This window comes from Paenibacillus sp. EKM301P (genome assembly GCF_011800295.1).
In the GTDB taxonomy this organism is placed as follows: Bacteria; Bacillota; Bacilli; order Paenibacillales; family Paenibacillaceae; genus Paenibacillus; species Paenibacillus polymyxa.
The window spans coordinates 47,666-71,898 of the sequence record NZ_JAALFM010000009.1; the positions used below are offsets into that span (position 1 = coordinate 47,666).

Annotated in this window: 23 protein-coding genes; 17 read left to right on the plus strand and 6 right to left on the minus strand. The window is 48.1% G+C overall.

All coding sequences use genetic code 11. From position 1 onward, the window contains the following. Positions 1-70: 70 nt before the first annotated feature. The 3 genes from HFD99_RS19425 to HFD99_RS19435 are packed head-to-tail and all read left to right on the plus strand — an operon-like array spanning position 71 to position 3,132. On the plus strand, positions 71-952 hold the full coding sequence (locus tag HFD99_RS19425; RefSeq protein WP_016819491.1) for a carbohydrate ABC transporter permease: 882 nt from the start codon (positions 71-73) through the stop codon (positions 950-952). Continuing rightward, complete coding sequence (locus tag HFD99_RS19430) at positions 953-1,789, plus strand: carbohydrate ABC transporter permease (protein ID WP_016819492.1); 837 nt, start codon at positions 953-955, stop codon at positions 1,787-1,789. Between the two features lie 47 nt (positions 1,790-1,836). Next, a complete protein-coding gene (locus HFD99_RS19435; protein ID WP_016819493.1) occupies positions 1,837-3,132 on the plus strand; it encodes an ABC transporter substrate-binding protein in 1,296 nt (431 codons plus the stop codon). An 84-nt stretch (positions 3,133-3,216) separates the two neighbouring features. On the opposite strand, the gene HFD99_RS19440 is transcribed toward HFD99_RS19435, so the two are convergent. Beyond that, a complete protein-coding gene (locus tag HFD99_RS19440; RefSeq protein WP_167440984.1) occupies positions 3,217-3,756 on the minus strand; it encodes a dihydrofolate reductase family protein in 540 nt (179 codons plus the stop codon). A 103-nt stretch (positions 3,757-3,859) separates the two neighbouring features. On the opposite strand from HFD99_RS19440, the gene HFD99_RS19445 reads away from it, so the two are divergent. The 9 genes from HFD99_RS19445 to HFD99_RS19485 all read left to right on the plus strand — a co-directional run bounded on the left by HFD99_RS19445 (position 3,860) and on the right by HFD99_RS19485 (position 14,054). Beyond that, positions 3,860-4,804 (plus strand): helix-turn-helix transcriptional regulator, encoded by a 945-nt coding sequence (locus tag HFD99_RS19445; RefSeq protein WP_167440985.1) that lies wholly within the window; start codon positions 3,860-3,862, stop codon positions 4,802-4,804. Positions 4,805-4,945: 141 nt separating this feature from the next. Further along, positions 4,946-8,071: a DEAD/DEAH box helicase gene (locus HFD99_RS19450; protein WP_167440986.1), complete on the plus strand. Its 3,126-nt coding sequence runs from the start codon at positions 4,946-4,948 to the stop codon at positions 8,069-8,071. Positions 8,072-8,091: 20 nt separating this feature from the next. Further along, positions 8,092-8,817, plus strand: coding sequence for a hypothetical protein (locus HFD99_RS19455; RefSeq protein ID WP_031462772.1), 726 nt, complete (start codon positions 8,092-8,094; stop codon positions 8,815-8,817). Positions 8,818-8,968: 151 nt separating this feature from the next. Beyond that, positions 8,969-9,874, plus strand: a complete 906-nt coding sequence (locus tag HFD99_RS19460) for a M15 family metallopeptidase (protein ID WP_031462773.1) — start codon at positions 8,969-8,971, stop codon at positions 9,872-9,874. A gap of 487 nt (positions 9,875-10,361) precedes the next feature. Beyond that, a complete protein-coding gene (locus HFD99_RS19465) occupies positions 10,362-10,520 on the plus strand; it encodes a hypothetical protein (protein ID WP_225164838.1) in 159 nt (52 codons plus the stop codon). Beyond that, the gene (locus HFD99_RS19470; protein ID WP_031462774.1) at positions 10,520-10,858 is read left to right on the plus strand and encodes a hypothetical protein; all 339 of its coding nucleotides are present in this window, start codon (positions 10,520-10,522) and stop codon (positions 10,856-10,858) included. Before HFD99_RS19465 ends, HFD99_RS19470 begins: the two co-directional genes overlap by 1 nt. Position 10,859: 1 nt before the next feature. Then, a complete protein-coding gene (locus HFD99_RS19475; RefSeq protein WP_049828241.1) occupies positions 10,860-12,293 on the plus strand; it encodes a glutathionylspermidine synthase family protein in 1,434 nt (477 codons plus the stop codon). Positions 12,294-12,364: 71 nt separating this feature from the next. Further along, positions 12,365-12,778, plus strand: a complete 414-nt coding sequence (locus tag HFD99_RS19480; protein ID WP_031462776.1) for a DUF350 domain-containing protein — start codon at positions 12,365-12,367, stop codon at positions 12,776-12,778. 199 nt (positions 12,779-12,977) lie between these two features. After that, entirely contained in the window at positions 12,978-14,054 is a 1,077-nt protein-coding gene (locus HFD99_RS19485; RefSeq protein WP_031462777.1) for a Gfo/Idh/MocA family protein, read from the plus strand. 7 nt (positions 14,055-14,061) lie between these two features. Here HFD99_RS19485 and HFD99_RS19490 read toward each other — a convergent pair whose 3' ends face one another. Next, entirely contained in the window at positions 14,062-15,531 is a 1,470-nt protein-coding gene (locus HFD99_RS19490; protein WP_016819506.1) for an MFS transporter, read from the minus strand. Between the two features lie 166 nt (positions 15,532-15,697). Between HFD99_RS19490 and HFD99_RS19495 the strand changes: the two genes are divergently transcribed. Further along, a complete protein-coding gene (locus tag HFD99_RS19495) occupies positions 15,698-16,120 on the plus strand; it encodes a MarR family winged helix-turn-helix transcriptional regulator (protein ID WP_123796769.1) in 423 nt (140 codons plus the stop codon). Positions 16,121-16,290: 170 nt separating this feature from the next. Here the strand turns inward: HFD99_RS19495 and HFD99_RS19500 are convergent, their stop codons facing one another. After that, positions 16,291-16,869 (minus strand): TetR/AcrR family transcriptional regulator, encoded by a 579-nt coding sequence (locus HFD99_RS19500; protein WP_039276702.1) that lies wholly within the window; start codon positions 16,867-16,869, stop codon positions 16,291-16,293. Positions 16,870-17,059: 190 nt separating this feature from the next. Between HFD99_RS19500 and HFD99_RS19505 the strand changes: the two genes are divergently transcribed. Further along, positions 17,060-18,283 carry an MFS transporter gene (locus HFD99_RS19505; RefSeq protein ID WP_045245063.1) on the plus strand — a complete coding sequence of 408 codons (1,224 nt, stop codon included), beginning with the start codon at positions 17,060-17,062 and terminating at the stop codon, positions 18,281-18,283. 14 nt (positions 18,284-18,297) lie between these two features. On the opposite strand, the gene HFD99_RS19510 is transcribed toward HFD99_RS19505, so the two are convergent. Further along, positions 18,298-18,726: a DUF3995 domain-containing protein gene (locus HFD99_RS19510; protein WP_045245062.1), complete on the minus strand. Its 429-nt coding sequence runs from the start codon at positions 18,724-18,726 to the stop codon at positions 18,298-18,300. A 13-nt stretch (positions 18,727-18,739) separates the two neighbouring features. Further along, complete coding sequence (locus HFD99_RS19515) at positions 18,740-19,294, minus strand: TetR/AcrR family transcriptional regulator (protein ID WP_045245061.1); 555 nt, start codon at positions 19,292-19,294, stop codon at positions 18,740-18,742. Positions 19,295-19,842: 548 nt separating this feature from the next. Between HFD99_RS19515 and thrS the strand changes: the two genes are divergently transcribed. Next, positions 19,843-21,756: a threonine--tRNA ligase gene (gene thrS, locus HFD99_RS19520; protein ID WP_016819512.1), complete on the plus strand. Its 1,914-nt coding sequence runs from the start codon at positions 19,843-19,845 to the stop codon at positions 21,754-21,756. 155 nt (positions 21,757-21,911) lie between these two features. Here thrS and HFD99_RS19525 read toward each other — a convergent pair whose 3' ends face one another. Further along, positions 21,912-22,712 (minus strand): GTP pyrophosphokinase, encoded by an 801-nt coding sequence (locus HFD99_RS19525; RefSeq protein WP_016819513.1) that lies wholly within the window; start codon positions 22,710-22,712, stop codon positions 21,912-21,914. Between the two features lie 277 nt (positions 22,713-22,989). Between HFD99_RS19525 and HFD99_RS19530 the strand changes: the two genes are divergently transcribed. Both HFD99_RS19530 and HFD99_RS19535 read left to right on the plus strand, forming a co-directional pair. Further along, positions 22,990-23,451: an S-ribosylhomocysteine lyase gene (locus HFD99_RS19530; RefSeq protein WP_013369209.1), complete on the plus strand. Its 462-nt coding sequence runs from the start codon at positions 22,990-22,992 to the stop codon at positions 23,449-23,451. Positions 23,452-23,456: 5 nt separating this feature from the next. Further along, positions 23,457-24,227, plus strand: coding sequence for an SDR family NAD(P)-dependent oxidoreductase (locus HFD99_RS19535; RefSeq protein ID WP_016819514.1), 771 nt, complete (start codon positions 23,457-23,459; stop codon positions 24,225-24,227). Positions 24,228-24,233 lie beyond the last annotated feature (6 nt).

Sequence of the window (24,233 nt, forward strand, 5' to 3'; positions counted from 1 at the left end):
GTCCACACTGCTTGCAAGGATGCCGTAGAGGAGCGTTCCAGACACCAAAGAGAACAAAGGGGGGATCGGTTTGAATCGCGCCAAGTCGTCGCAATGGCTCCAGCAATGGATTTTTGTAGGGCCATCGACGTTATTTTTCGTTATCATTATTGTAATCCCTTTCATGCTAGGAATGTACTATTCTTTTACAGAGTGGAATGGGGTAGCCAATCAGGCAAAGTGGGTCGGGCTGGATAATTTCAGTCACATTTTATTAAATGACGACAAATTCGGGACAGCGTTTTGGTTTACCGTCCGTTTTACGGTGATTGGAGTGGTGGCAGCCAATATCTTTGGTTTTCTGCTGGCGTATTTTCTAACCAAGCCGCTAAAAACAAAAAATGTGCTTCGAACTATTTTTTTCATGCCTAATGTGATCGGAGGTCTGTTGCTCGGTTTTATCTGGCAGTTTATTTTCGTCAAGGGATTTGCAGCGATCGGCGAGAGTACGGGGTTATCCTTCTTCAACCTGTCCTGGCTGGGAGATGAGATTACGGCCTTCTGGGGCATTGTGATCGTGTTTATCTGGCAAACAGCCGGTTATTTAATGGTGATTTATATCTCTTCCCTGACCAACGTGCCCCGGGATATGCTGGAGGCAGCCGAGATTGACGGAGCGAGCCGGATGCAAATCTTGCGGTCGATTATACTGCCTTTGATCATGCCCGCCATTACGGTATGTCTCTTCCTGGCGATATCATGGTCGTTTAAAATGTTCGATCTCAACCTGTCATTGACGAAGGGTGGTCCTTTTGGTTCAACAGAGTCAGTGGCGCTCAATATATACAATGAAGCGTTTGTCAATAATCGTTATGGGTTGGGAACGGCTAAAGCACTTATTTTCTTTATCATTGTTGCTCTCGTTACGAGCCTTCAGGTACGCCTGACGAAAAGCCGGGAGGTGGAATCGTAGATGGAAACAAACAATCGCTACCGCGTTGGAACCTGGGCGACTGAGTTGGTGATGATCCTCGTCGCATTGGTATTCCTCGTCCCGTTTTACTTTTTGTTCGTGAATTCGGTCAAAAGCTTTGGTGACCTGCTCACGGATTCTGCGGCCTGGCCACAAACATTTGTATGGAGCAACTATGCTAGAGCTTGGAGCATTACGCGTTTTCCTGAAGCGTTATGGAACTCATTCGTGGTTACGGTGGTCAGCAATCTGCTGCTCGTACTGATCAGCTCAATGGCTGCTTATCGAATGGTTAGGCATCCAACACGTTACAATCGGGTGCTGTTCAGCCTGTTCGTGGCCGCGATGGTCATTCCTTTTCAATCGGTGATGATCCCTTTGGTCAAGGTTGTAAGTACGCTGGATTTAATGAACAGTATTAGTGGTCTGGTAATCTGTTATCTGGGATTTGGGGCTCCTATGTCCATCTTTCTCTTTCACGGATTCGTCAAAGGTGTGCCAGTCGAGGTGGAAGAAGCAGCTACAGTAGACGGTTGCACGCCTTACGGGGTGTTTTTCCGGATTGTATATCCGTTGATGCTGCCCATGATGGTAACAGTTATTATTTTGAATACACTCTGGATTTGGAATGACTATCTACTGCCTTCTCTCGTGCTGCAAAAGGCTGAATTGCGCACCATTCCGATTGCAACCTATGCCTTTTTCGGACAATATACGAAGCAGTGGGATTTGGCATTACCTGCTCTGGTGCTGGGTATCTTGCCGGTCATCGCGTTCTTTCTGGCCATGCAAAAATATATTATACAAGGGATTATGGCAGGTTCGGTTAAAGGTTGAGTGTTGATTATGGTGCTATGAAACCTAGAATAGAAAGGAACATAAATATGAAAACGCATACTTTTAAAAAGAAAGCCCAAGCACTGATTTTGCTTTTTGCAGCTTTTGCTCTGGTTTTGGCGGGATGTAACAGCAGCGGGGGGCAAAATGCAAGCAATGAGGAAGTTAAGGAGAAAACCATTCACATTTTTCAGTTTAAAGTAGAGATTGCAGAAGCACTAAATCGCATGAAGGGGGAGTATGAAGCGACTCACCCGGGGATTAAGCTCGACATTCAGACCGTAGGTGGGGGTAGTGACTATGGGGCGGCGTTGAAGGCCAAGTTTGCTTCTGGTGAACAGCCGGATATTTTTAATGTCGGCGGATATCGTGAGCTGGATACGTGGATGGAATATTTGGAGGACCTATCCGACCAACCTTGGGTTGGTGATGTGGTCGATGTCGCCAAAGAACCGATGACCAAGGATGGCAAGCTGTACGGTCAGCCAATGAATCTGGAAGGATACGGCTTTATTTATAACAAGGATTTGTTCAAAAAGGCTGGAATCACCGAGCCTCCTAAAACGCTGTCTGAGCTGGAGGCTGCTGCGCAAAAGCTGCAAGCCGCAGGGATTACACCTTTCTCCAATGGATACCAGGAGTTTTGGGTGCTGGGCAATCATTTGCTGAACGTGGCATTTGCTAATCAGCCAGACCCGTCGGGCTTCGTCAAGGGACTGAATGATGGCACAGCCAAAATTCCGGGCAATGCTGTATTCGCCGAGTGGATTAAGCTGCTCGATCTGACGCTCAAGTATGGCAATTCGAAGCCGCTCACGACTGATTACAATACGCAGGTAACGAACTTTGCCACTGGCAAGGCTGCCATGATGCAGCAAGGGAACTGGACTCAGGTCCAAATTGACGGAATTAATCCGAAGCTGAATCTGGGTATTCTGCCTATGCCGATTGGTGAAGATGCAACAGCCGGAGATAAGCTGTTTGTAGGTGTCGCCAATAACTGGGTGGTTAATAAAAATTCGTCTGTCAAAGCTGAGGCCAAAGAGTTCTTAAATTGGATGGTGACATCCGAGCAAGGGAAAAAGTATATCACCAAGGAATTTAAGTTCATTCCAGCGTTCAAGAGCATCAAAGGAGAAGAGGCCGATATGGGCCAACTGGGTGCCGAAGTGGTGAAATACAGTCAGGAAAATAAACTGCTGGGCTGGTTCTTTAGCCGTTATCCTGAAGGAGCGCAGCAAGAATTCGGAAGTCAGATGCAAGCTTATGTGGCAGGTAAATCGGATGCTGGGAAGCTGTTCGAGGATTTCCAGAGAACATGGGATAATTTGAAGACCAAATAATTAAATAAAATACGCAGAAGAGCCTTCGTATGTCAGGGAGATTGCATGATCCTGAACATCCGAAGGCTTTTTTTGTTAACATAATTATACATTATAATAAAGCAGTACAATATCCCCGCGGCGTTCTATTTCTTGGAGTTCAAATGTACTTGGCAGTGTTCCTTCTGGAAATAACGGTATTCCTTGTCCAAGCACTTTAGGAATGATCGCAATGATCGCCTTTTCCAGCAGTCCAGCCTGCATGAAGGCCTGAGCTAACTGACCTCCACCTACTAGCCATACCAAACCTTCCGATTGTTTTTGCAGACGCGGAACTAGCTCAGACAGATCCTCGTCCGTAAATGTAACATGCGGTGCTTGCTCATGCTTCGCTAATGACCGGGTGAGTATATAACAAGGCTTGCCAGCATAGGGGAAATCATCGGAAAGCTTCAATACCTCTTCATACGTCAGCCTGCCCATCAGTACCGTGCCTACAGTGTCGTAAAAGTCGGCATATCCATTGTCGCCACCATCCCCTTTGACATCAAACAGCCAGTCCACCGAGCCATCCGGCAGTGCAATATACCCGTCAAGACTCACGGCAATATACAATACGACTTTGTTGGATTTTATAGCATCCATGGTTCATCACTCCTTTCTATCACCTATGTTACAATCTATTTATGACATACTTTGTCGTAGTAGAATAATCGTTTAAACTTTATTTTTATTAGAGGAGTACCTGATGAACGAACGCAGAATCGCACTTATGAGGATACTGGATTCCCGAAAAAAATATACGGCACGTGAGCTGGCCGAGCGGTTTGGTGTCTCCGTCAGGACGATTCAAAGAGATCTCGACTATTTGCAGCAGACCGGGTTACCCCTGTATACCGAAACCGGACCTCATGGCGGCTATCGGGCACTTCCCAATCGACTTCTTCCTCCCCTTCATCTTGCTCGTGATGAGGCTTTTGGTCTTTTTCTCATGCTGCAGCTGCTGGAAAATATCCCGGACATCCCCTTCGGGTCGGTGCGGGAGCATTTATCCGAGCACTATTATGCCGAGCTTCCTCAGGATGTGCGGGATAGCATTGATCAATTCAAGGACTATATCGCTTTTCGGATGATGCCGACTCACGCAGAGTCACCCTACACCTCGCTCATTTTGGAGGCTGCGTTGAATAAACGCCGGGTGAACATGCTTTACCGCTCCGCTTCTGGGGACAAGTGGACGAAAGTATATCCGGTGGGGCTCTATTTTGATCACGGATATTGGTACATGCCTGCGCAAAGCAGAGATCGGATCATTTTGTACCGCTCAGACAGAGTGATGACAATGTCCATACTGGAAGACACCTTATCCGGCCTTCCCACCCTTAAGGAATGGTTGACTGCGGAGGATTCGCGTACGGGAATTCCGTCCAAAATAAAATTTACACCATTAGGTGCTCGGCTGGTGGAATCAGACCCCCTCTTCCAAAATGTTTCTCATGAGAAATCGCGGGGTCAGGAATGGTACGGACATATCCCGGTCGAAGAGTTTAAATATGTATCCAGACTTCTGTTAAAATACGGGCCGGAGGCCGAGGTTATATATCCGAAAGAGCTGCGCATGCAAGTCAAACGGCTGCTGCAAGACAGCCTGAATCCTTATCTGAAGGATGATGAGGCCGATCAGGAAGGATAAGTCTCTTAATTGTTAATTACATGAATATTTAAGGTTATTAACGTATGACTTTCCAATTATTTTTGTGATAAAGTTTTGAAAAGAGCCCGTTTTCGTATATGATGAAGAGTAATAATTCAAAAGGCTGGACGGGAGACAGATATGAATCAACCGCTTTATGGAATATGGCTCGGAGATGTGTTTTTTTGCTTTTCTGGTGAGACGTCGGAACCACGTATTGATGCGTGGAGCAGTGTGATCCGCAGGCTGACGCTGAAGGGAGACCTTCGGCCGTTTCGGCAGGCTGCGTTGCGTCTTGCCGAGGTGCGGATACCTAACAATGCTCGCGTGGAAACCGCGGGCAGAGGTGGCAAAAGACGTTCCATGCTGGGGCGTACGCTGGAGGGTCTGGCACTGGAACCTCGCGAGACGATGGCTCTGCTGACTCGCTTGGACGAGAAGGGCTGTGCGGCTTCGGGCATTACGCTTGGCGAGGAAATGCAGTATTGGCAAAAGGCTGCTTATTTTGCACTGGAGCTGATGCAGCGGGGCGAAATCGTGCCATCACTTACAGAGGCGCGTCCCTCTGGACCGCGACGACGCGGTCCGGATGCAGCGGTAGGGGTGTGGATTCCTCGGCTTCGCGAAGAGGAGGACATCCGCCGCTTTCATGAGCTGGCAGCTGCGATGCCGGCTGTTTGTATGGCTGCTCCGGCCGTTTTTGCGGGCAAGGAGCCAGAAACACGTGAGGATGCAGCTGGAATGGTGCTGTATTCCTTCTTGTGTGCGGTCGTTCATGCAGAAACGACCGCGGTGCTGGCTGCGTCAGATCGTGAGCTGGGACGATATCGGGCAGATTATCGGCGCGGAGGATCACCGCTGGCGGAGCTGTGGTGGAACAGTCTGTTGACGGGTTCGCGTCAGGTTGCGATTCAGGGAACGCCTGCTGAGATGGAGGAGCTGGTTCTTCAGGCGTCCTCTCTTGAGGGAAGCACGATGCCTGTCACCGAACGGGAAGCCAAGGAACCCATTGAAGGGCAATTGCGTCTGTGCCTTCGTTTGGAGCCTTCTTTGGAAGAGAGTATCCAGGAATGGCGCATTACCTTTTGGGCAGAAAGCGATGCAGAGCCCGGATTACGACTGCCTGCTCTGGCATTGTGGGCATATCCTGAACGTGATCTGGTTCGCGGTGAAATTGTGTACCGTCAAGTGCAGGCGCAACTGCTGACGAGGCTCGGACAGGCGGCTGAAGCGGCACCTATATTGCAGGAAGCATTAAACCGCCCTTATCCCGAGGGGTTGACCCTGGAGCCGGAGATGTTCTTCCGCTTCCTGACGGAAGCCGTACCTTCTTTACAAAAGAACGGTATTACTGTGCAAATGCCTTCACGCTGGAGCCGGGAGGGGCGAAGACGTGCAGGCTTGCGGCTTAAAATGCGCTCGACAGAGCAGGGGACCAAGCCAGATGCTGTGATCGCCGATACATCGTCTGTTGGCATTAACCGCATGATTTCGTTTGATGCCGAGGCTGTGCTGGGGGATACGGCCTTGACGATGGAGGAACTGGAAAGCATCGTCGCGGCCAATTTGCCATACGTACGTCTCGGAGGGGAATGGATCGAGGTAGACCCCAAGGAAATTCGTCAGGTGCTGCGCTTTATCAAGCGTGGAGAAAACGGTGAAATGAGCTTGTCCGAATGGATGCATTTGGCTGCGGAAAATGAAAGTGCAGGCGAGGCCTCATGGAAGGGCTTGTCTATCTTTGGCGCGGAATCCGCCGGATTGCTTGCGTCGTTGGCTGAGGGAGGGGTACTCCGTTCCGTAGAGCCGCGTCCTGTGCCGGAGACGCTGCATGGTGCACTACGGCCGTATCAAGAGCGGGGTTTTCAATGGCTGGCTGCGATGCGCGGATTGGGCTTTGGTGTCTGCCTGGCGGACGACATGGGGCTGGGTAAAACGATTCAGGTTATTACCTGTCTGCTCGATGGTGGCATCGGAGCAGAGGATCAGCGTCCGGCGTTAATCATCTGTCCGACGTCCTTGCTTGGCAACTGGCAGCGGGAATTGAAGCGCTTTTCACCGGATTTGTCGCTTTATATTCATCATGGCAACCAGCGACTCCACGGGGAGCAGTTTCAGGAAAATGTACGCGAGTATGATATCGTCCTCACTACCTATCATTTGGCGGGCCGGGACGGCAGCGATTTATCTGCGGTCTACTGGTCTTCCATCGTGTTGGATGAGGCGCAATATATAAAAAATGCACGCACTAAGCAGGCACAAAGCGTCATGAAGTTGTCCGCACCACATCGGATTGCCATGACAGGTACTCCGGTAGAGAATCGCTTGAGCGAACTGTGGTCTATTTTCCAATTCCTGAATCCAGGGTATCTTGGTACAGCGTCTTCATTCCGCCAGCGGTACAGTCTGGCAGGAGAGGAACGGGGGTCCGCGTTGCGTGAGCTTCATCGTCTCGTCTCCCCGTTCATGCTGCGTCGGCTCAAAAGCGATCCGGATATCCGCAAGGATTTGCCAGAGAAGCTGGAGTTGAAGTCCTATTGCGTACTGACACCAGAGCAGGCCGGATTATACCGCGGTGTGGTGGATCAATTGTTGGGAACACTGGATGGACAGGTCGGTATGGCCCGCAAAGGGCTTGTCCTGTCGTCGCTGACCAAGTTGAAGCAAATCTGTGACCATCCGGGTTTAATTATTCCAGGCCGTGCTGACAGCAGTAAAGCCGAAAACTCGGGCAAAATGGAGCGACTGCTGGAATTGGTAGAAACCATTCGCGAGAACGATGAATCGGCGCTGATTTTCACCCAATATGTGTCGATGGGAGAACTACTGGTTTCCCGTTTGGCCAAAATTTTGGGAGAAGAGCCATATTTCCTGCATGGGGGACTGGCGAAAACCAGACGGGACGAAATGGTTCACAACTTCCAGCAGGGAAAAGGACCGAATATATTCGTACTTTCCTTGCGTGCAGGTGGCGTGGGTCTGAACCTGACGCGTGCCAGCCATGTCATTCACTATGATCGCTGGTGGAATCCTGCGGTGGAAAATCAGGCGACAGACCGGGTATTCCGTATTGGTCAAAGTCGCAATGTACAAGTGCACAAGTTGATTTGTCAGGGGACACTGGAGGAAAGAATCGATGAGCTGATCGAGAGCAAAAAGGCACTGTCCGAACAGGTTGTCGGCTCGGGTGAACATTGGCTCACCGAAATGTCTGATGATGAACTGCGTGGTCTGATTGCGTTGCAAAATGATGTATGGATCGAGTGAGCAGAGAAAGGATGAAGGCGATGACGAGACCGCGAGTGAAGCTGGACGTAACTGACGGTCGATGGATCGTGGGATTTGACGGAAATGGGCCGGAAGGTGAATCGACGGGTGTACCTTCCGCACAACCCGTCCAATGGACTGGCCCAGTGCCTGTACTGAACCTGGAAGAGCGAGAGGCATGGCTGGAGCAGCTAAAAGCGGAGCCTTTGGACATCTACCGCCTCCTGAAAGGAGAAGCCTGCCTGTCGCTGGATGAAATTATTCAACTCGCAGCTGAGACCGCCGTTTCCAGCAGAGAGAATGGAGTGGGGGCAGTCGAAGACGTGAAGGAAGCTCTTCAGGATGGACTGAAAAACGAGCCCCAACACTGTCCGGCGTTGATCGGAATGACGCCGGAAGAGCTGCTGGAGTACGTGTTTAGTGCTTGGGCTGGAGAGTTATCCCATGTGCAGAGAACCTCCCCCGCGCTTGAGCCTACCTCACGCGCGGAGGGCGGACGCAGCGGATCGGCAGCAATTAGCGAATGGATTGCAGAATCCGCAGCTGAAGGAGCATTGCATCGTCCCGGAGCAGGCTTTCATGCCATTGAAATCCATCTGCCACAGAAACTTGCTTTCAAGAAGGAAACTGATATTACGTCTTTGCTGCCGAGGTTACCCCGTGCTGAAGAAGCACTGAAACTCATACGTGAACGGGTAGCCGAGCAAGCTCGGGCTGCAATCCCGCAAAAACGTCATAATCCGTAACAATTCGGGGATATGCTTCCTTTTTCGAGACTGTTCACCTTCATTGGATAGGATAACAGCTTCGAAGTGTGTCCAAAGTTCAGTTACAATGGGGAAACGGAAAAGTCACTGCAAGTCATGTATCAATTGCAATATTGGAGGAGATACCAGCATGAAACGACATATACAACAGACGCGCACATCTCAGCGATGGACTAAAGCGCTTATTCCGGGGCTGATCCTGCCGGGCCTATTGCTAGCAGCGTGCCAGCAAGGAGGATCAGGTGGACAGGAAAGTGAGCCATTAAAATCGTCTACAGCGGTACAGGAGAATGTACAGCCTTCCACCCAGCCGGATGCGGGGAATGGCAGCGCTAGCGCTGAACAAGCCACCGCGGGTACTGGAAGCGGACAAGCCGACCCTGTAATGGCGTTGCGGAGCCAGAGTGCGCTGCAAGCTACGGTTAAGGAAGAGGATGGAACAGCGGTTGTCACCAATGCGACTTCAGATACAGTCGTTGTGAACAAAAAGCGCAGCTTGCCCGTGGGCTATGTCCCGGATGATCTGGTGGAGCCGCAGGTGCCTTTTTCCTTCGAGGGACCGCATGAGAAGCGGCATTTGCGTAAGGAAGCGGCAGAGGCACTGGAGAAGCTGTTCGACGGTGCGAAAAAGGACGGCATTGAGCTGCGTGCGGTATCGGGATACCGTTCCTATAAGCGTCAGGTGTCTATTTTCAACAACAATGTAAAGACAAAGGGGCAGGAATATGCCTCTAAAGTCAGCGCCGTACCAGGTACGAGTGAGCATCAGACGGGATTGTCCATTGACGTATCCAGCCCCAGCGTAGGCAATGAGCTGGAGCAATCCTTCGGTGCTTCTAAGGAAGGTGAATGGCTGGAACAACATGCACCGGAATACGGATTTATTATTCGTTATATGAAGGGTAAAGAAGATGTGACCGGCTATGTGTACGAGCCTTGGCATATCCGTTATGTGGGAGTAGACATTGCAGAGGATGTTGCCAAGCAGGGGCTGACACTTGAGGAGTATTTCGACGAAAGCAATATCAAACTATAACCGCTACAACCAAGCCGTAATCCTGAGGATTGCGGCTTTTTGTCGTATTTTTCTTCCAAATTGAACCTTTTCAAGGTAGAATCTCGTATAGTGAACGACGACAGATGCTTGGATTTATAGTAAACCTCATGACAGAAGCGTACAGGAAGGGAAGGGAATCATCATCTATTATTCATTAACGTATCGCGAATGGTCAGAAGACACTCAAAAGGAACTGCGCAGCCTAACACGGGAGTCCGTATCGGGAGATGAGCTGTTCCTGCGCAAGCTTGTAGACGCTACGCGTCTCCATGACAAGCTGTGGGCGCATATCTCGAATGAAAGTGAGGAGCATACGGATCATTCCGTCTATGTAACCGAATTTACGGGGGAACGTGCGAAGCCTTACGGCGCGTCGATCACAGACCTCGTCCTGGCTAGTGAGGGAGGCTACAACTCCACATTCAGCGCCATGTACTGGGTATGGCATGAGCCTGCGTTCCGTAGCATGGATCAGCGGGAAGGTTCGGTATTTACCTTGGAGCTAGCCCAGCGGCTACTGGATCACTATACGGTTTTGGGTGGCAAAACATACGAATTTATATATTCAGTATTGGACCCTCAGCTGAAAAAGGTGCATTTGTTTGTGAAGGAGGTCGATCTGTGATGGAGCATTCTTGGGAAACCATGAAATCCAAGCCCGGCTCTCGTGCACGGATGGCGGCCTTTGCCCTGATGTTGGCTGTCCCAGCCGCTCTGACGGGTTGCGGTGACGACGAATATTATGACTGCGACGAGCTCCCCGTATCGGAGCAAACGGCCTGCCGGGATTCAGGCAGCAGCGGGTATTATTATGGCGGATCGACCTATTATAGCGGAGGCTCCTCATATCATAGCAGCCGTTCATCTTCCAGTTCTTATCGCAAGAGCTCGTCTTCATCTTCCAGCTCACACAGTGGTTTTGGCAGCAGCGGCTCACACAGCGGCTTTTTTTCTGGGGGTTAAGATGAGCATGCGTACGATTCGTCAATTACCTTATGAACATGACGAGCTTTTTCAGGGTGAAATCAGCCGTATGATTCCGTACCATCGTATGTACGGCAAGTCCTATTGCGTGCCGGCCTTAACGGTGTATCTGGAAAGCGAGCTGGCAGAGCTTCAGGCTGCTTCTGAGGCGGTACATCGTATTTATCGCAAGGTTCAGCAATTCATCCAGCGCTATATGCCGGATGAATACCTGGTGGAGCGGTTGGGAATTCATCCAGGCTTGCTGCGTGCTGCACGTATGGAGGTCGCACCGGATGGGATCACCCGACAGGACTGGATTGTGGGGGAAGCGGGGATCAAGTGCATTGAGAATAACACCGATACCCCAACCGGGATTCCCGAGGTGGCTTATCTCGAAGGAAAGCTGCTGGAGGTGCTGCATAGTGAGGGAATGTCAAGGGATGACATTGCTCTACATGGACCCTCATCTGGAATGGATGAGGCGATTCAGTCTGCCTTGACGGAGCTCATTCATTTTTATAGCCGCAAGGGTTTGGGGACAAAGGTGCACTTCACTTGCTATGATTGGCATGTTGAGGATCAGACGAATACCAAATATATTATGCGTTTATGTGAACAAGCCGGGTTTGAAGTGGTTTATGCGCCATTGGAAGAGCTGGAAATTATCCCGAACGAAGGATTGTATCACCGGGGAGAGCAGATTCACATCCTCTATCGCCTGTATCCGCTGGAATACCTGATTGATGATCGGGAAGAGGACACGGGGCTTGAGGTGGGGCAGGCGTTAATGGATATGGTGGCAGACGGGAAAATAGGACTCATTAATCCGCCGCAGCATATCATTACCCAGAGCAAAGGGTTCACCGCAACCGTATGGTCACTGTACGAGCGCAATGAGCAGACACCAGCGTTCTGCGGTTTTCGTTTATTTGACGACCGGGAGCTGGAGGTCATACGAACCTACCTGCTACCTACATATTTTGAGCCATCCGTGTTTCTGCAAAATCAAGAGCCTTATGTGGCGAAAGGTATATGGGGACGAGAGGGTAAAGGGACGCATTTGATTGAGCAGCCTGAACCCGAGGAGAGACTGGAAGGCGTCTTGGGAGTGGTTGAAAATGTGAAGGCTGACCAGCCTGATCTGCTTCATCAAGTTGATGCTCCACTAACGCCTGAACAGGAGGAAGCCGCACATATTGCCGCTTATTACGAGGGACAGCCTAAGATTTATCAGCAGCTGTGGCCCATGCAGAGCGCAGAGGTGCAGACGGAGGAAGGGCTATTTCACGGCTACGTGCTGACAGGCATATTCGTGATCGGGGGGCGTTTTGCGGGGGTCCTGCCGCGAATCGGTGAAAAGGTAACAGGGGATATGGCCTATTATTGCGCTGCCTCCGTTGCCAACGAACCTTCTAATCCACCCGCTGTATAGGCGAATTGCACAATGTATACTATTCGAACAGATCTGTTCCCTATTCATAAGTATCATAAGGAGGAAAAAAATTGGACTCTCATATCAGTTTGGGCAACGCATTGGGCAATGTAGGTATCGGCCTGCTTATCTTGTTTGCCATCTTAATCGTAGGTTATTTTGTGTTCAGCTTGCTGACACGTTATAACGATAATAAGGAAATCGCACGCGGCAATGAAGCGGCAGGTATCTACATGGGGGCAAAGCTGCTAGGCCTGTGTATCATCGTGGGAATGGTGTCGTATAGCAGCCATTCATGGCTCGATATGCTGACCTGGTCGGCCGTAGGCATTGTAGTGCTGTGCCTGGTCTATGTGATTTTTGATCTGGTAACGCCGCGTACCAAGGTGTGCGAGGAAATTGCTAAAGGCAATGTGGCTCTGGCACAACTGCTACGCTCAATCATCATCGGGGTATCTTTTGTCGTAGGTACATTTTTGATGTAGTCGAAATGATGTAGTTAATATAGAGAAGAGGTACAAAGAATCTGCAAAACCGGACAACGGAGCTGCAGATTCTTTTTTTTACGGGGAATTGTATTCACTTGGTGGGGACTATTCTACAAAGGTAAGGGTGATACTGCATAGCAAAAAGAAATGTGCTCCAGATATCAAACCAAATTGCAAAGAAGGGAATTCTGAACATATGAGTACCTTTACCTCCCCAATCCTACCCATTCGGGTGGGGATCATCGGCTTGGGCTTGATCGCTGAATATCATATCAGATCATTACACAGCATGTCGGGGGTATCGATTGTGGCCGTTAGTGATGTAAACGCGAACCGCCTTCAAGTCATCGGAGAGCAATTGCAACTGCCTGCTTCCAAGCGGTACTCCCATTATGAAGCATTGATCCGTGACCCAAAGGTAGATGCGATTCTGTCGCTGACACCCAATGATGTGCATTTTGACATTATTAGGATTGCGCTGGAAGAACATAAAGCTGTACTGGCAGAAAAACCATTGACGCTCACGTGGTCTGAGGCAGGTGAATTGAAAAAGCTGTATACTGCGAATCCCGTGCCTTTGCTGGTTCACTACAAGCATCGCTACGGAGCGGCCTTCCAATATGTCAAGCAACTGCTGGAAGAGCATAAGCTGGGTAAAATCTACAATATTCAATTCCGCTATCTAATGGATTCATTTTCACCGTATCGTCAGCATCCGTATACATGGCGACACAATTTAGCCAAGGCCGGCTCTGGAGTCGTGGGGGATACTGCCTCACATATTATTGATCTGGCCCGTTTTCTGATTGGTGAATTTAAAAGCGTCGCGGCGCTGCTACATATCATTACACCTGAGCGGCCCGATCCGGTCACGGGTCTGCCTGTAAAAGTGGATGTGGAAGATCTCGCCGCCTTTCATGGTATCATTGGCGATAATACCGTGGGTACCTTCATCACTCACAAAAATGCCATCGGCAAACGTCACGATATCGAAGTGGATATCTACGGCGAGGTCGGTACGCTGCACGCTAGTCTCAATAATCCGGAAAGTATTCGCATCGTGCTGCGTGACCTGGAACACCCGGATGCCGAATACGAGAATTGGGCTGTCCCACCAATCTATAATCATACAGCCGATGGCGATTTTGTTAAGCTGGCAAGGGGGGAGTTCGTGGACCGAGCCCCATTATTCGATGACGGATACAAGAATCAGTGGGTACTTGAGAAAATACTTCAATCCTGGAGAGAGAACGGGCGTTTAGTAGAAGTGTAAGGAGGCCCTAACTCTTTTCTTGTTGCGTTCTTGCCCGTTTAGCCCCGATCAGCCTCCAGCCTGTTAACAATGCCGACACAAGACAGATGGAGGCAGACGTCATAAAGACTACATGCATGCCTGCCAGAAAAATTTCAGGGTGACCCGGAACCAATCCGGTGACCCGATAACCAGCCTCTTTACTCATAATATAAAAGAGAATGGATGTGGCCAGCGTGATCCCCACAACCATACCGACGTTGCGCACCAGCGAATTAACACTTCCGGCCGAGCCAAGCTGTGTGCGGGGTACCTTGGACATAATCAGCGAGTTGTTCGGCGATTGGAATAAACCACTGCCAATACCCAGCATGGCAATCCACAGACCGACGAGCGGGATGGAGCTGCCTGCATGCAGCTGGGCTAATCCAATTTGGGCAACGACCATAACGACCAGCCCGGCGAAAGTGAGCAGTTCAGACCCGATTTTATCGGAAAGCGCACCGCTGAGCGGGGCCACAATAACCATAGAGATGGGGAACAACATCAGCAGAAATCCGGCATAAAAAGGCGACAAGTTCAGCATATTCTGCGCATAGAAAGGCGAAATGATGTTAAAGCAGAAGTTAGCGACAAACACCAGAAAAGCACACAAAATACTGAGCGAAAACAGCGGATTTTTGAATAGTGCGAGCTGTAACAGTGGCTGTGGACGACGCAATTCCAACCGAATGAATACGGCAAAAGCAACTACAGCCACCACCAGTGAAGCAATAATACGTGCGTCTCCATACCCGACCTGCTGTCCCAGCAACAATCCGACGAACAAGGTCAGAATAAAAATGGCAAACACCAGGCTGCCGGGAATGTCAACCTTATCCTTCACCTTGATCAGATCCTTCGGTAGAAGCTTCCAGCCAAGAAAGACAGCGACCAGGCCTATCGGTACATTGACCCAGAAAATGTATTGCCAGCCCAGCGAGGAGACAATAATACCGCCCAAGCTCGGCCCGGCGATACTGCCCAGAGAAACGAAGGTTCCGATGAGGCCAAGCGCTTTGCCCCGTTCAGTGGACGGGAAGATATCTGTTACGATCCCTTGGCTGTTCGCCATGGTCATGGATGCTCCAATGGCCTGAATGATGCGGGAAATCAGCAATAGGGAGAGTGAAGAGCTAAGACCGCACAATAGGGAGCCGAGAATGAATATAATTGTGCCGATTTTGAATATTTTGATTTTACCGACCATATCCCCCAGCTTGCCGAAAAATAAAATAGCGGTACATATCGCCATTAAATAGGCGGTTGTCACCCATTCAATTTGTGCCACAGGTAAGTGTAACGTGCGGGACAACACAGGAAGAGCAATATTAACGATGCTTCCATCCAAAGTGGACATAAACGTAAACAGATTTAAAACAATCAAAATCATCCAACGTTTCTTCTGAACTTCGATATTCTCTTGATAGGTTGCAACAGTTGTAGCAGTTGAACTCATTATGAACACCTCTTTATCGTTGAAAGCCCTTTTTATTAGTTGCATGCGCAACTAAATGAACGGTTCTAGTGTACAGCAAATTAGTTGCGTGCGCAACAATAGTATTGTAAACTTTGTTTTGGTCCCAGCTGGGGATTGCCATTTTCAAGCCAATGAGGTGTATTTGATGAGAAAAAAACCGATTGGAAAGCTAATTTCCCACCTGTACCGTCGAAATCAAAAAATACTGTCCAAAAAACTGGCTCCTTATGGAATCGGCAGTGGGGGACAACACAGTTTCCTAAAGCTGATTTTGCAGCGGCCGGGCATTACACAGGAGCAGCTGACGAATGAACTTAAATTTGACAAGGCAACCACGACACGCTCTGTAAAACAATTAGAGGAATCAGGCTACATTGAACGTAAAACGGACCCCAATGATCGTCGTTCCCAACTTGTGTCTCCTACGGCCAAGGCGTTAGAATTCGCTCCTGTCTTACAAGGGATATTGGACGAGCTCAATACCGGTCTTGCCCGCAATTTATCCGAAGAGGAAGAGGACCTTCTAATCGACTTACTGCAAAAGATTAGTACAGATCCTGACGAATAAATAAATCAGGAGTTAGCATAGAGGATCGGCGGGTAAAAGAAAAAGGAAAAAAGAAGAAAGAGAAAAGAAAAAAGCAGCCATTCTCAGAGAATACTCTGTGGTGGCTGCTTGGTGCAGTCTGAGGGTTTATTGCACGGGAGAACGGTCGCCGCTTATATGGCATTCGCAATTCAGTCCAAGCTAATGCCTTCAAACGCATTCATGACTAATTGTCGTACATAGGCATCGTCTAATGGATAACCAGTTACCAGCAATCGATAAAAAACCGGCCCATAAATGAGATCGATACATAATTCAACATCGAGATGCTCCTTCAATTCCCCGCGCTCAATTCCCCGCTCAATTAGATGCCTGGCTTCAAGTCTTCGAGGATGGAAATATCGTGTTCGGTATGCCTCTGCTAATCCTGGATCAAGTTGCCCTTCACCAATTAACTCCGTAATGATTTTACCTTCTCGACTGGTTAGGAACCGTACTAAATTCGTAGCATGAATAAGAATATCGTCCAATACACGACCTGTGTCGGGTACGGGCAATCTTGCCATGGTAGCTGATAGGAAACCATCCATTACTACGGCAGCTTTGTTAGGCCACCATTTATATATGGTGGCTTTGCTCACTTTTGCTCGCTCAGCAATTTTTTCTACCGTAACAGCCCCAAATCCTTGCTCCAACAGTAGTTCATAAGAAGCGGTAAGGATAGATTTTTGCGACTCAACATTACGCGGACGTCCTCTTTTACTCTGCACTGGAATGCTCACCTTCTTACATAGATATAAGAAAACATAGAAAAGTAAACTATACGTTCAGTATATCAAATATCGGGTAAGAATAAAAATTTGAATTTGCCTATTTACAAAACGAAACGTTCAGTATATTATTTGATTATCGAATTAACGAACTATACGTTCAGTATTTAAATTATTGAGGAGGATTATCATGCAAAGAGAACAACAAGCCGTAGAAGGTAACCGTATTTCAAATTGGATGATGTTTCTGTTGGCAGCAGCATGTGGCCTTATTGTTGCCAACCTTTACTATGCTCAAACTCTGGTAGGGCCTATTCATGTGGCGCTGGGTCTTTCTTCCACAACAGCGGGCTTCATTGTCACCTTAACTCAAATCGGTTATGTTGTGGGATTGCTGTTTATCGTACCGATTAGTGACATTATTGAAAATCGACGTCTAATGATCGTATCGCTCATCATTACAGTCTGTGCATTGCTCGTTGCTGCCTTCGCCCCCAATGCCACGTTGTTCCTTACTGCATCCTTGTTCATTGGAGTTGGATCTGTAGTTGCCCAAATACTGGTGCCGTATGCTACCTATTTAGCATCCGAAGAGCAGCGCGGACGGGTTGTAGGGAATGTTATGAGTGGACTCCTGCTAGGGATTATGTTCGCACGTCCATTGGCAAGCTTCATAACCAGCATCTGGGGATGGCAAGCCGTATTTATTATGTCAGCCATTGTTTTGACGTTGTTGACGATTCTCCTGTCGAAAGCACTTCCGGAGCGCAAGCCTGTGCCTACGGTATCTTACAGTAAACTGATTTTCTCACTAGGTACTCTGTTCAAACAAACGCCTGCATTGCGCCGGCGTGCCCTGTATCAAGCCTGCTTATTTGGCGCCTTCAGCCTGTTTTGGACGGTTGTTCCTCTACGCTTGGCGGATGATTTCGGCATGTCTCAGCAAGGGATTGCACTGTTTGCTTTAGTAGGTGTAGGCGGCGCAATAGCTGCTCCGATTGCCGGGAGATTGGCTGACAAAGGCTGGAGCAAAGTATTAACCGGGCTAGCTATGGTCATTGCCGCCTTGTCCTTTTTGGTCATCTATATTTTTCAAAGTCATTCGACGGCTGCGCTCATCCTTCTCTTTATTTCAGCCATTACACTGGATATGGCTGTATCGGGAAATCTTGTGCTTGGACAGCGTGTTATTTACTCCTTGGGAAGTGAAGCGAGAGGGCGTCTGAACGGATTATTCATGTCTATCTTTTTCATAGGTGGAGCGATTGGATCATCATTAGGTGGTTGGTCTTACGCATTAGGTGGTTGGAATTTAAGTGCTCTGATTGGAGTCATCTTGCCTGTGCTGGCTTTACTGTACTTTTTCACTGAGAAAGAAACGAGTGGAGACGTACGAAAGAAACAAAACGGGTAAAGATCATCTTTAGGCTATGCCGTACGCAAAAGCATGATCATTAAAATGGCTGTTCCCAAGAGAAAACAAAGGGGCGAGTAGAGCACGGTGTCCCATTTTGCAAAAACAGTTCCTTTTTTTCTCTTGAAGAACCCAACCCATTTGAAATCTCCTATTGAACGTAAAATAAATAAGCTCGACAACAAGCCTGCACCGTAGGAATAGAAGGAATGAAAAAACCGAAATGGTGCAACTCCCCCTAGCTGCAGGACGAACCAAGCGGCTAAAGCTAGTAAAAAGGCAACAATTGATGTCCCTATTTTGGAGGGTATAAAGAGCAAATCCGTTCCCGTGCTTGGGATCGCTGCCTTAGCACCTTTTTGTCCGCCGAATACCCAATATACATGCATGCCGCTCAGTATAAATAAAATTCCGCCAACTGCCCATGTAAGTAACTCCAACATCTGACTTCCCTCCTTAATTTGAAATCCACTCTGTCCAAATCATATGAATATGCTGCTGAATGGCTTCTTCACTTAACGTCTCTTGCTTGTGACGCTCATACCAACCCAAGTAGTAATGGTACAATATCCATGATCTCTGAAAGGCTTTTTCTGGCTGCATTCCCTTCTGGATTAAAAGCTCTTTCATAAACTCCATTCTCATCTGTTCAACTTCATCGAGTAAAGCACGGTAACTATCATCCTTCAATGACAGCCTGCGTAGATAAAACAGAAAATCTCCCCGTTTCGTCTTGCCGAACATCTGGGTTAGCACTTCTCGAATCCGCTCATCTGCGGCAGCATGGGTGATGGACGCGGCCATAACCTGTTGCGTCGTCTGTGCCTTCCATGTCTCTACAATCTGTCGAATATAGCTGTTGCGATTGTTAAAATACCAATAAAAACTGCTCTTACTGCACCCTAAAGCAGCGGCCATTTTTTCAACAACAAGTTGATCGATCCCACCCTGCTCAAAACGTTCCATTCCTTTTTGAATCCATTGTTCTTCTGTGACAATAATCTTAGGCATCTCTCGCGCTCTCTTTCTGTACGGTATCGTCTAGATAAAATGATTTTACAATGGTTTTAGTGGTGTGTAAATATAAGCCGATTCGTCTCCACAGCCAGATGATCAATAACGGGCATAAAATTACATAAACGCCCACTTGAAATACCTGTGAATTTGAACTATAATGCTGAAGCATATAGTAATATTCAAGGCATTGACCAAAGACATGATTTCCTTGAAGGGCCGTTCAGAGAGAAAAGACGAGGCTGAGAGCTTTTCCGGCAACCGCATGTGAAGTTACCCCTTTGTAGCCGTGACGTTGAACATGTAACTGTGCAAGGTGGCAGTGACATCAGTAAGCGCCCACCGATTTATCCCCGTTAACGGATACCAATGGAGGGCCACGCAGGTCGTGCATGAGCATGTTCCGATGAACATGAATGTACGTACAGTAGCGAGCCGAACTAGGGTGGAACCACGAGCTGAACGCACTCGTCCCTTGAGGGAGAGAGGCGTTTTTTTGCGTTCAATTTTGATATAGCACACAATTTGAAATGGAGGCTTTAATCGTGAGTATTCAAGTGAAATTGCCGGATGGAGCCGTGCGCGAGTACGAGCAGGGTGTATCCATTGCCGACGTGGCGGGTTCGATCAGCTCCGGTCTGAAAAAGAATGCAGTAGCAGGTAAAGTGAACGGGAAGGCTGTAGATCTGAACACCGTTTTGGATCAGAACGTTGACCTTGAAATTATTACGCTGGACAGTGCGGACGGCCTGGAAATTTATCGTCACAGTACAGCGCATTTGCTGGCACAGGCGCTCAAACGCATTTACGGTGAGAAAAACGTGAAGCTGGGTATTGGTCCGGTCATCGACAGCGGATTCTACTATGACATTGATATCGAAAACCCATTGTCCGTTGACGATCTGGCGAAGATCGAAAAGGAAATGACGAAGATCGCGCAGGAAAATCTGCCGATTACACGTCGTGTGGTCAGCCGTGAGGAAGCCACTCGCATTTTTGGTGAACTGGAAGATCCATTGAAGCTGGAACTGATCCGTGATTTGCCGGAAGAAGCGGAAATTACGATTTATGATCAAGGCGAATTTTTTGACCTGTGTCGTGGTCCGCATTTGCCATCAACTGGCCGTATCAAAGCGTTTAAACTGTTAAGTGTAGCGGGTGCATACTGGAGAGGCGATTCCAACAATAAGATGCTGCAACGGATCTACGGAACAGCATTCCCGAAGAAAGCGCAACTGGATGAGCATCTGCACTTGCTGGAGGAAGCGAAAAAACGCGACCATCGCAAGCTGGGTAAGGAACTGGAACTGTTCATGTTCTCCGAAGAAGCACCTGGCATGCCGTTCTACCTGCCTAAAGGTATGGTTGTCCGTACTGCGCTGGAAGATTACTCCCGTGACATTCAACGTTTGCATGGCTATGAGGAAGTACGTACACCGCTGATGATGAACAACCGTCTGTGGGAACAATCAGGACACTATGACCATTACAAAGAAAACATGTACTTCTCCGAAGTAGACGAAACTACATTTGCTCTGAAACCGATGAACTGCCCGGGGCATATGCTTGTGTTTAAAAATGAACTTCATTCTTATCGCGACCTGCCGATTCGTATATCCGAATTTGGACAAGTGCATCGTCATGAGCTGTCCGGTGCGTTGAACGGTATGATGCGTGTTCGTACATTCTGTCAGGATGATGCGCATATTTTCGTGACACCAGAACAGATTGAAAAAGAGATTACAGACGTAATCAAGCTGATTAACGAAATGTACAGTGTGTTTGGCTTTGAATTCACAGTGGAATTGTCCACTCGTCCAGATGACTTTATGGGTGAGCCAGCGCTGTGGGATCAAGCGGAACAAGCTTTGCAAAACGTGCTGGAACATCTGGGCATGAACTACCGTATTAATGCGGGAGATGGAGCATTTTATGGTCCAAAAATTGACTTCCACATTCTCGATGCACTCAAACGCAGCTGGCAGTGCGGAACAATCCAATTGGACTTCCAAATGCCTGAGAAGTTCGACCTCACTTATGTGGGCGAGGACAACCAGAAGCACCGTCCAGTCGTTATTCACCGTGCCATCTACGGTTCGATTGACCGCTTCATGGGCATTCTGACTGAGCATTTTACAGGTGCATTCCCATTGTGGTTGGCTCCTGTTCATGCGAAGCTGTTGCCTGTATCCGAGAACTATATCGAGACTGCCAATGAGGTGCAGGAAGCGTTGCTGAAAGCGGGTCTGCGCGTCGAAGTGGATACTCGGAATGAGAAGCTTGGTTATAAAATCCGTGAAGCGCAATTGGAGAAGGTTCCATACATGTTCGTTATCGGGGAAAATGAAAAAACAACCGGTACTGTAGCTGTGCGTAAACGGGGCGAAGGCGATCTGGGATCATTCAGCATTGCGGACATCGTAGAGAAAATCAGCACAGAGATTCACGAGAAGCAGTAATATTGGATTAAAAAATATATAAAAGAGCCGTCAAAACCATGATCATAGTGGTTTTGACGGCTCTTTATTTATACATCATACATAAGTTCCTAAGCTTCAGCACGAGAGAGGGAACAGCCTCGATTGAATGCTTTAGTTATCCTGTGCCTGTATGCCTAGCACGTCTGCGACCGAGAAGTGGCGTGATCTGCGGGGAGGGAAAGTGCCTTCAAAGCTGACTCCTCGGCTCGTTTGACCGAGGCCTCTTCCACATCCTGTTCCTCGCTAAGCGATAAAATTTCGCCACGCAATTTGAGCATTTTCTGATCCAGTTCGTAGGTTGCACGTGCAGCTTCGGTCAACCCGTTAACCACGTGTTCGGGCACTTTCTTATCAAACTTATAGTACAAAATATGCTCCATACTGGCCCAGAAATCCATAGCCAATGTGCGCAATTGAATTTCGACCTTAATCCAGCGTGTGCCCTCAAACAGGATTAGCGGAATCTCCACAATGACATGTAGGCTCTGATAGCCGTTGGGCTTAGGATGGGCAATATAGTCCTTGACCTCTAGAATCCGAATGTCTTCCCGTGTGCGGAGGTGATCCATCAGACGATAGATATCTTTGACAAAAGCACATACCACGCGCATGCCTGCGATATCATGAATTTCACGCAATATATTGTCCAGGGTGACCTCATGCCCTTTGCGCCGAACCTTTTCCACAATGCTGTGGGGTTCTTTGATCCGGGTTTTAATGTGCTCAATCGGGCTAAAACCATCTATCAGTTTCCATTCCGTCTGGATCAGCTTAATTTTATTCTTTAACTCCTCCAGAGCGAGTTGATAAAGGACGGGAATCTTTCTCCATTCCTCTAGTTGCTTGGCGTCAACACTGTTCTGGTCCAGCTGTAGCTGAAATTCCTGCAAGGGCAAAGGGACAGCATTCAAGTGCTTCCAATCCGGTTCATTCACAGAGCATTCTCCTAAATGAGGCTTACGATGTCCTCGATCTATTTCGTAAAAATGGATTACCGTATATATTGTACACTATGTCAAAACGTACAGGCAAAGGAGAGACGGACAAAGAAATAAGAAATAAAATAATAATTATAGTGGTAAAACCGAGTAATCCGATGTATAATTGCAAAAATGCTGATTTAAAGCATTAAATTTTTAAAAAAATAGCACAAATGTTGAGTAGTCGTTATTAGATCAAAAATATAAATTATAGAAAATGAGGATGAGCAAAATGGCAAAAGTAGAAAGCTTTCAATTAGACCACACGATTGTAAAGGCTCCTTATGTAAGAGCAGCGGGAGTAGAGCATGATGAAAAAGGAAGCACGGTACAAAAGTATGACTTGAGATTTCTGCAACCGAATGAAGACGCACTGCCAACAGCTGCTGTACATACGCTGGAGCATTTATTGGCGACGTATCTGAGAGACGAAATCAAGGGAATTATTGATATTTCTCCTATGGGCTGCAGAACGGGATTCTACTTGATTTTATGGAATGAACACGAGCCTGAGGAAATTGCACTTGCTTTGGAAAAAACGTTGAAGAGAATTCTGGAAACGACAGAAGTACCGGCTGTTACTGCTTTGGAATGCGGAAACTATAAGGATCATTCCCTTTTCTCCGCGCAGGAATATGTGAAGATTGTTTTGGAGGCTGGCATTAGTCGCGATCCTTTCAAAAGAGTATTTTAAAATCTATGATTTCAATAGACCTATCTCATCAGACAGCAGTAGTGACAGGCGGTAAGTCGGGTATAGGCAAGGGGATTGTAGAGCTTTTCATTCAAAGTGGAGCTAAGGTGATTTCTGCTGATATTTCATATGAAGAGCCGTATAGAGTGATCAATTCACAGTTGGTTGAAACTCAATTGGACATATCCAAGCCGGATGATATCGAAAGATGGTGCAATCTGCTAATCAGCGAAACGGGAGTTCCTGACATATTGGTGAACTGCGCAGGTACTTCTACGATGGATTATGTCATTGATAGTGAGTTGGCTGATTGGGAGAAAGTATTTTCGATCAATTCAACCGGGCTGTATGTAGCGTCCAAACGGTTTGCCAAGGAAATGGTGGATGCGCGTAAACCGGGGCGAATTATCCAAATTGCTTCACAGGCTGGAAAAAATGGATATCGGGCTATGGGCGGATATTGTGCATCCAAACATGCGGTTCTCGGCTTGACCAAGGTGATGGCCATTGAGCTTGCTCCGCATCAAATTTTGGTGAATGCGGTTTGTCCAGGTATCGTAGAAACGCCGATGAAGCATCGTGAGCGGATTGAAGGGGGCGTCATTCGCGGAATGACCGCCCAGGAGATATATGAAGAAGATTGTTCGCAGGTACCATTGGGGAGAACCGCCGAGGTAGAGGATGTCGCCAATGTGGTGCTGTTTTTGGCAAGTCCGCTCTCCGCATATATGACAGGACAAGCGATTAATGTTACAGGTGGAATGACGATGCACTAGCATACT

Bases quoted from the DNA above. Each gene is read 5' to 3' on its own strand.
- HFD99_RS19465 (WP_225164838.1), top strand. From the start codon at position 10,362: ATGGATCAGCGGGAAGGTTCGGTATTTACCTTGGAGCTAGCCCAGCGG.
- HFD99_RS19535 (WP_016819514.1), top strand. From the start codon at position 23,457: ATGATTTCAATAGACCTATCTCATCAGACAGCAGTAGTGACAGGCGGT.
- HFD99_RS19505 (WP_045245063.1), top strand. From the start codon at position 17,060: ATGCAAAGAGAACAACAAGCCGTAGAAGGTAACCGTATTTCAAATTGG.
- HFD99_RS19510 (WP_045245062.1), bottom strand. From the start codon at position 18,726: ATGTTGGAGTTACTTACATGGGCAGTTGGCGGAATTTTATTTATACTG.
- HFD99_RS19455 (WP_031462772.1), top strand. From the start codon at position 8,092: ATGACGAGACCGCGAGTGAAGCTGGACGTAACTGACGGTCGATGGATC.
- HFD99_RS19495 (WP_123796769.1), top strand. From the start codon at position 15,698: ATGAGAAAAAAACCGATTGGAAAGCTAATTTCCCACCTGTACCGTCGA.
- HFD99_RS19445 (WP_167440985.1), top strand. From the start codon at position 3,860: ATGAACGAACGCAGAATCGCACTTATGAGGATACTGGATTCCCGAAAA.
- HFD99_RS19490 (WP_016819506.1), bottom strand. From the start codon at position 15,531: ATGAGTTCAACTGCTACAACTGTTGCAACCTATCAAGAGAATATCGAA.
- HFD99_RS19485 (WP_031462777.1), top strand. From the start codon at position 12,978: ATGAGTACCTTTACCTCCCCAATCCTACCCATTCGGGTGGGGATCATC.
- HFD99_RS19450 (WP_167440986.1), top strand. From the start codon at position 4,946: ATGAATCAACCGCTTTATGGAATATGGCTCGGAGATGTGTTTTTTTGC.
- HFD99_RS19530 (WP_013369209.1), top strand. From the start codon at position 22,990: ATGGCAAAAGTAGAAAGCTTTCAATTAGACCACACGATTGTAAAGGCT.
- HFD99_RS19440 (WP_167440984.1), bottom strand. From the start codon at position 3,756: ATGGATGCTATAAAATCCAACAAAGTCGTATTGTATATTGCCGTGAGT.
- HFD99_RS19430 (WP_016819492.1), top strand. From the start codon at position 953: ATGGAAACAAACAATCGCTACCGCGTTGGAACCTGGGCGACTGAGTTG.
- HFD99_RS19515 (WP_045245061.1), bottom strand. From the start codon at position 19,294: ATGCCTAAGATTATTGTCACAGAAGAACAATGGATTCAAAAAGGAATG.
- HFD99_RS19460 (WP_031462773.1), top strand. From the start codon at position 8,969: ATGAAACGACATATACAACAGACGCGCACATCTCAGCGATGGACTAAA.
- HFD99_RS19475 (WP_049828241.1), top strand. From the start codon at position 10,860: ATGAGCATGCGTACGATTCGTCAATTACCTTATGAACATGACGAGCTT.
- HFD99_RS19470 (WP_031462774.1), top strand. From the start codon at position 10,520: ATGGAGCATTCTTGGGAAACCATGAAATCCAAGCCCGGCTCTCGTGCA.
- HFD99_RS19435 (WP_016819493.1), top strand. From the start codon at position 1,837: ATGAAAACGCATACTTTTAAAAAGAAAGCCCAAGCACTGATTTTGCTT.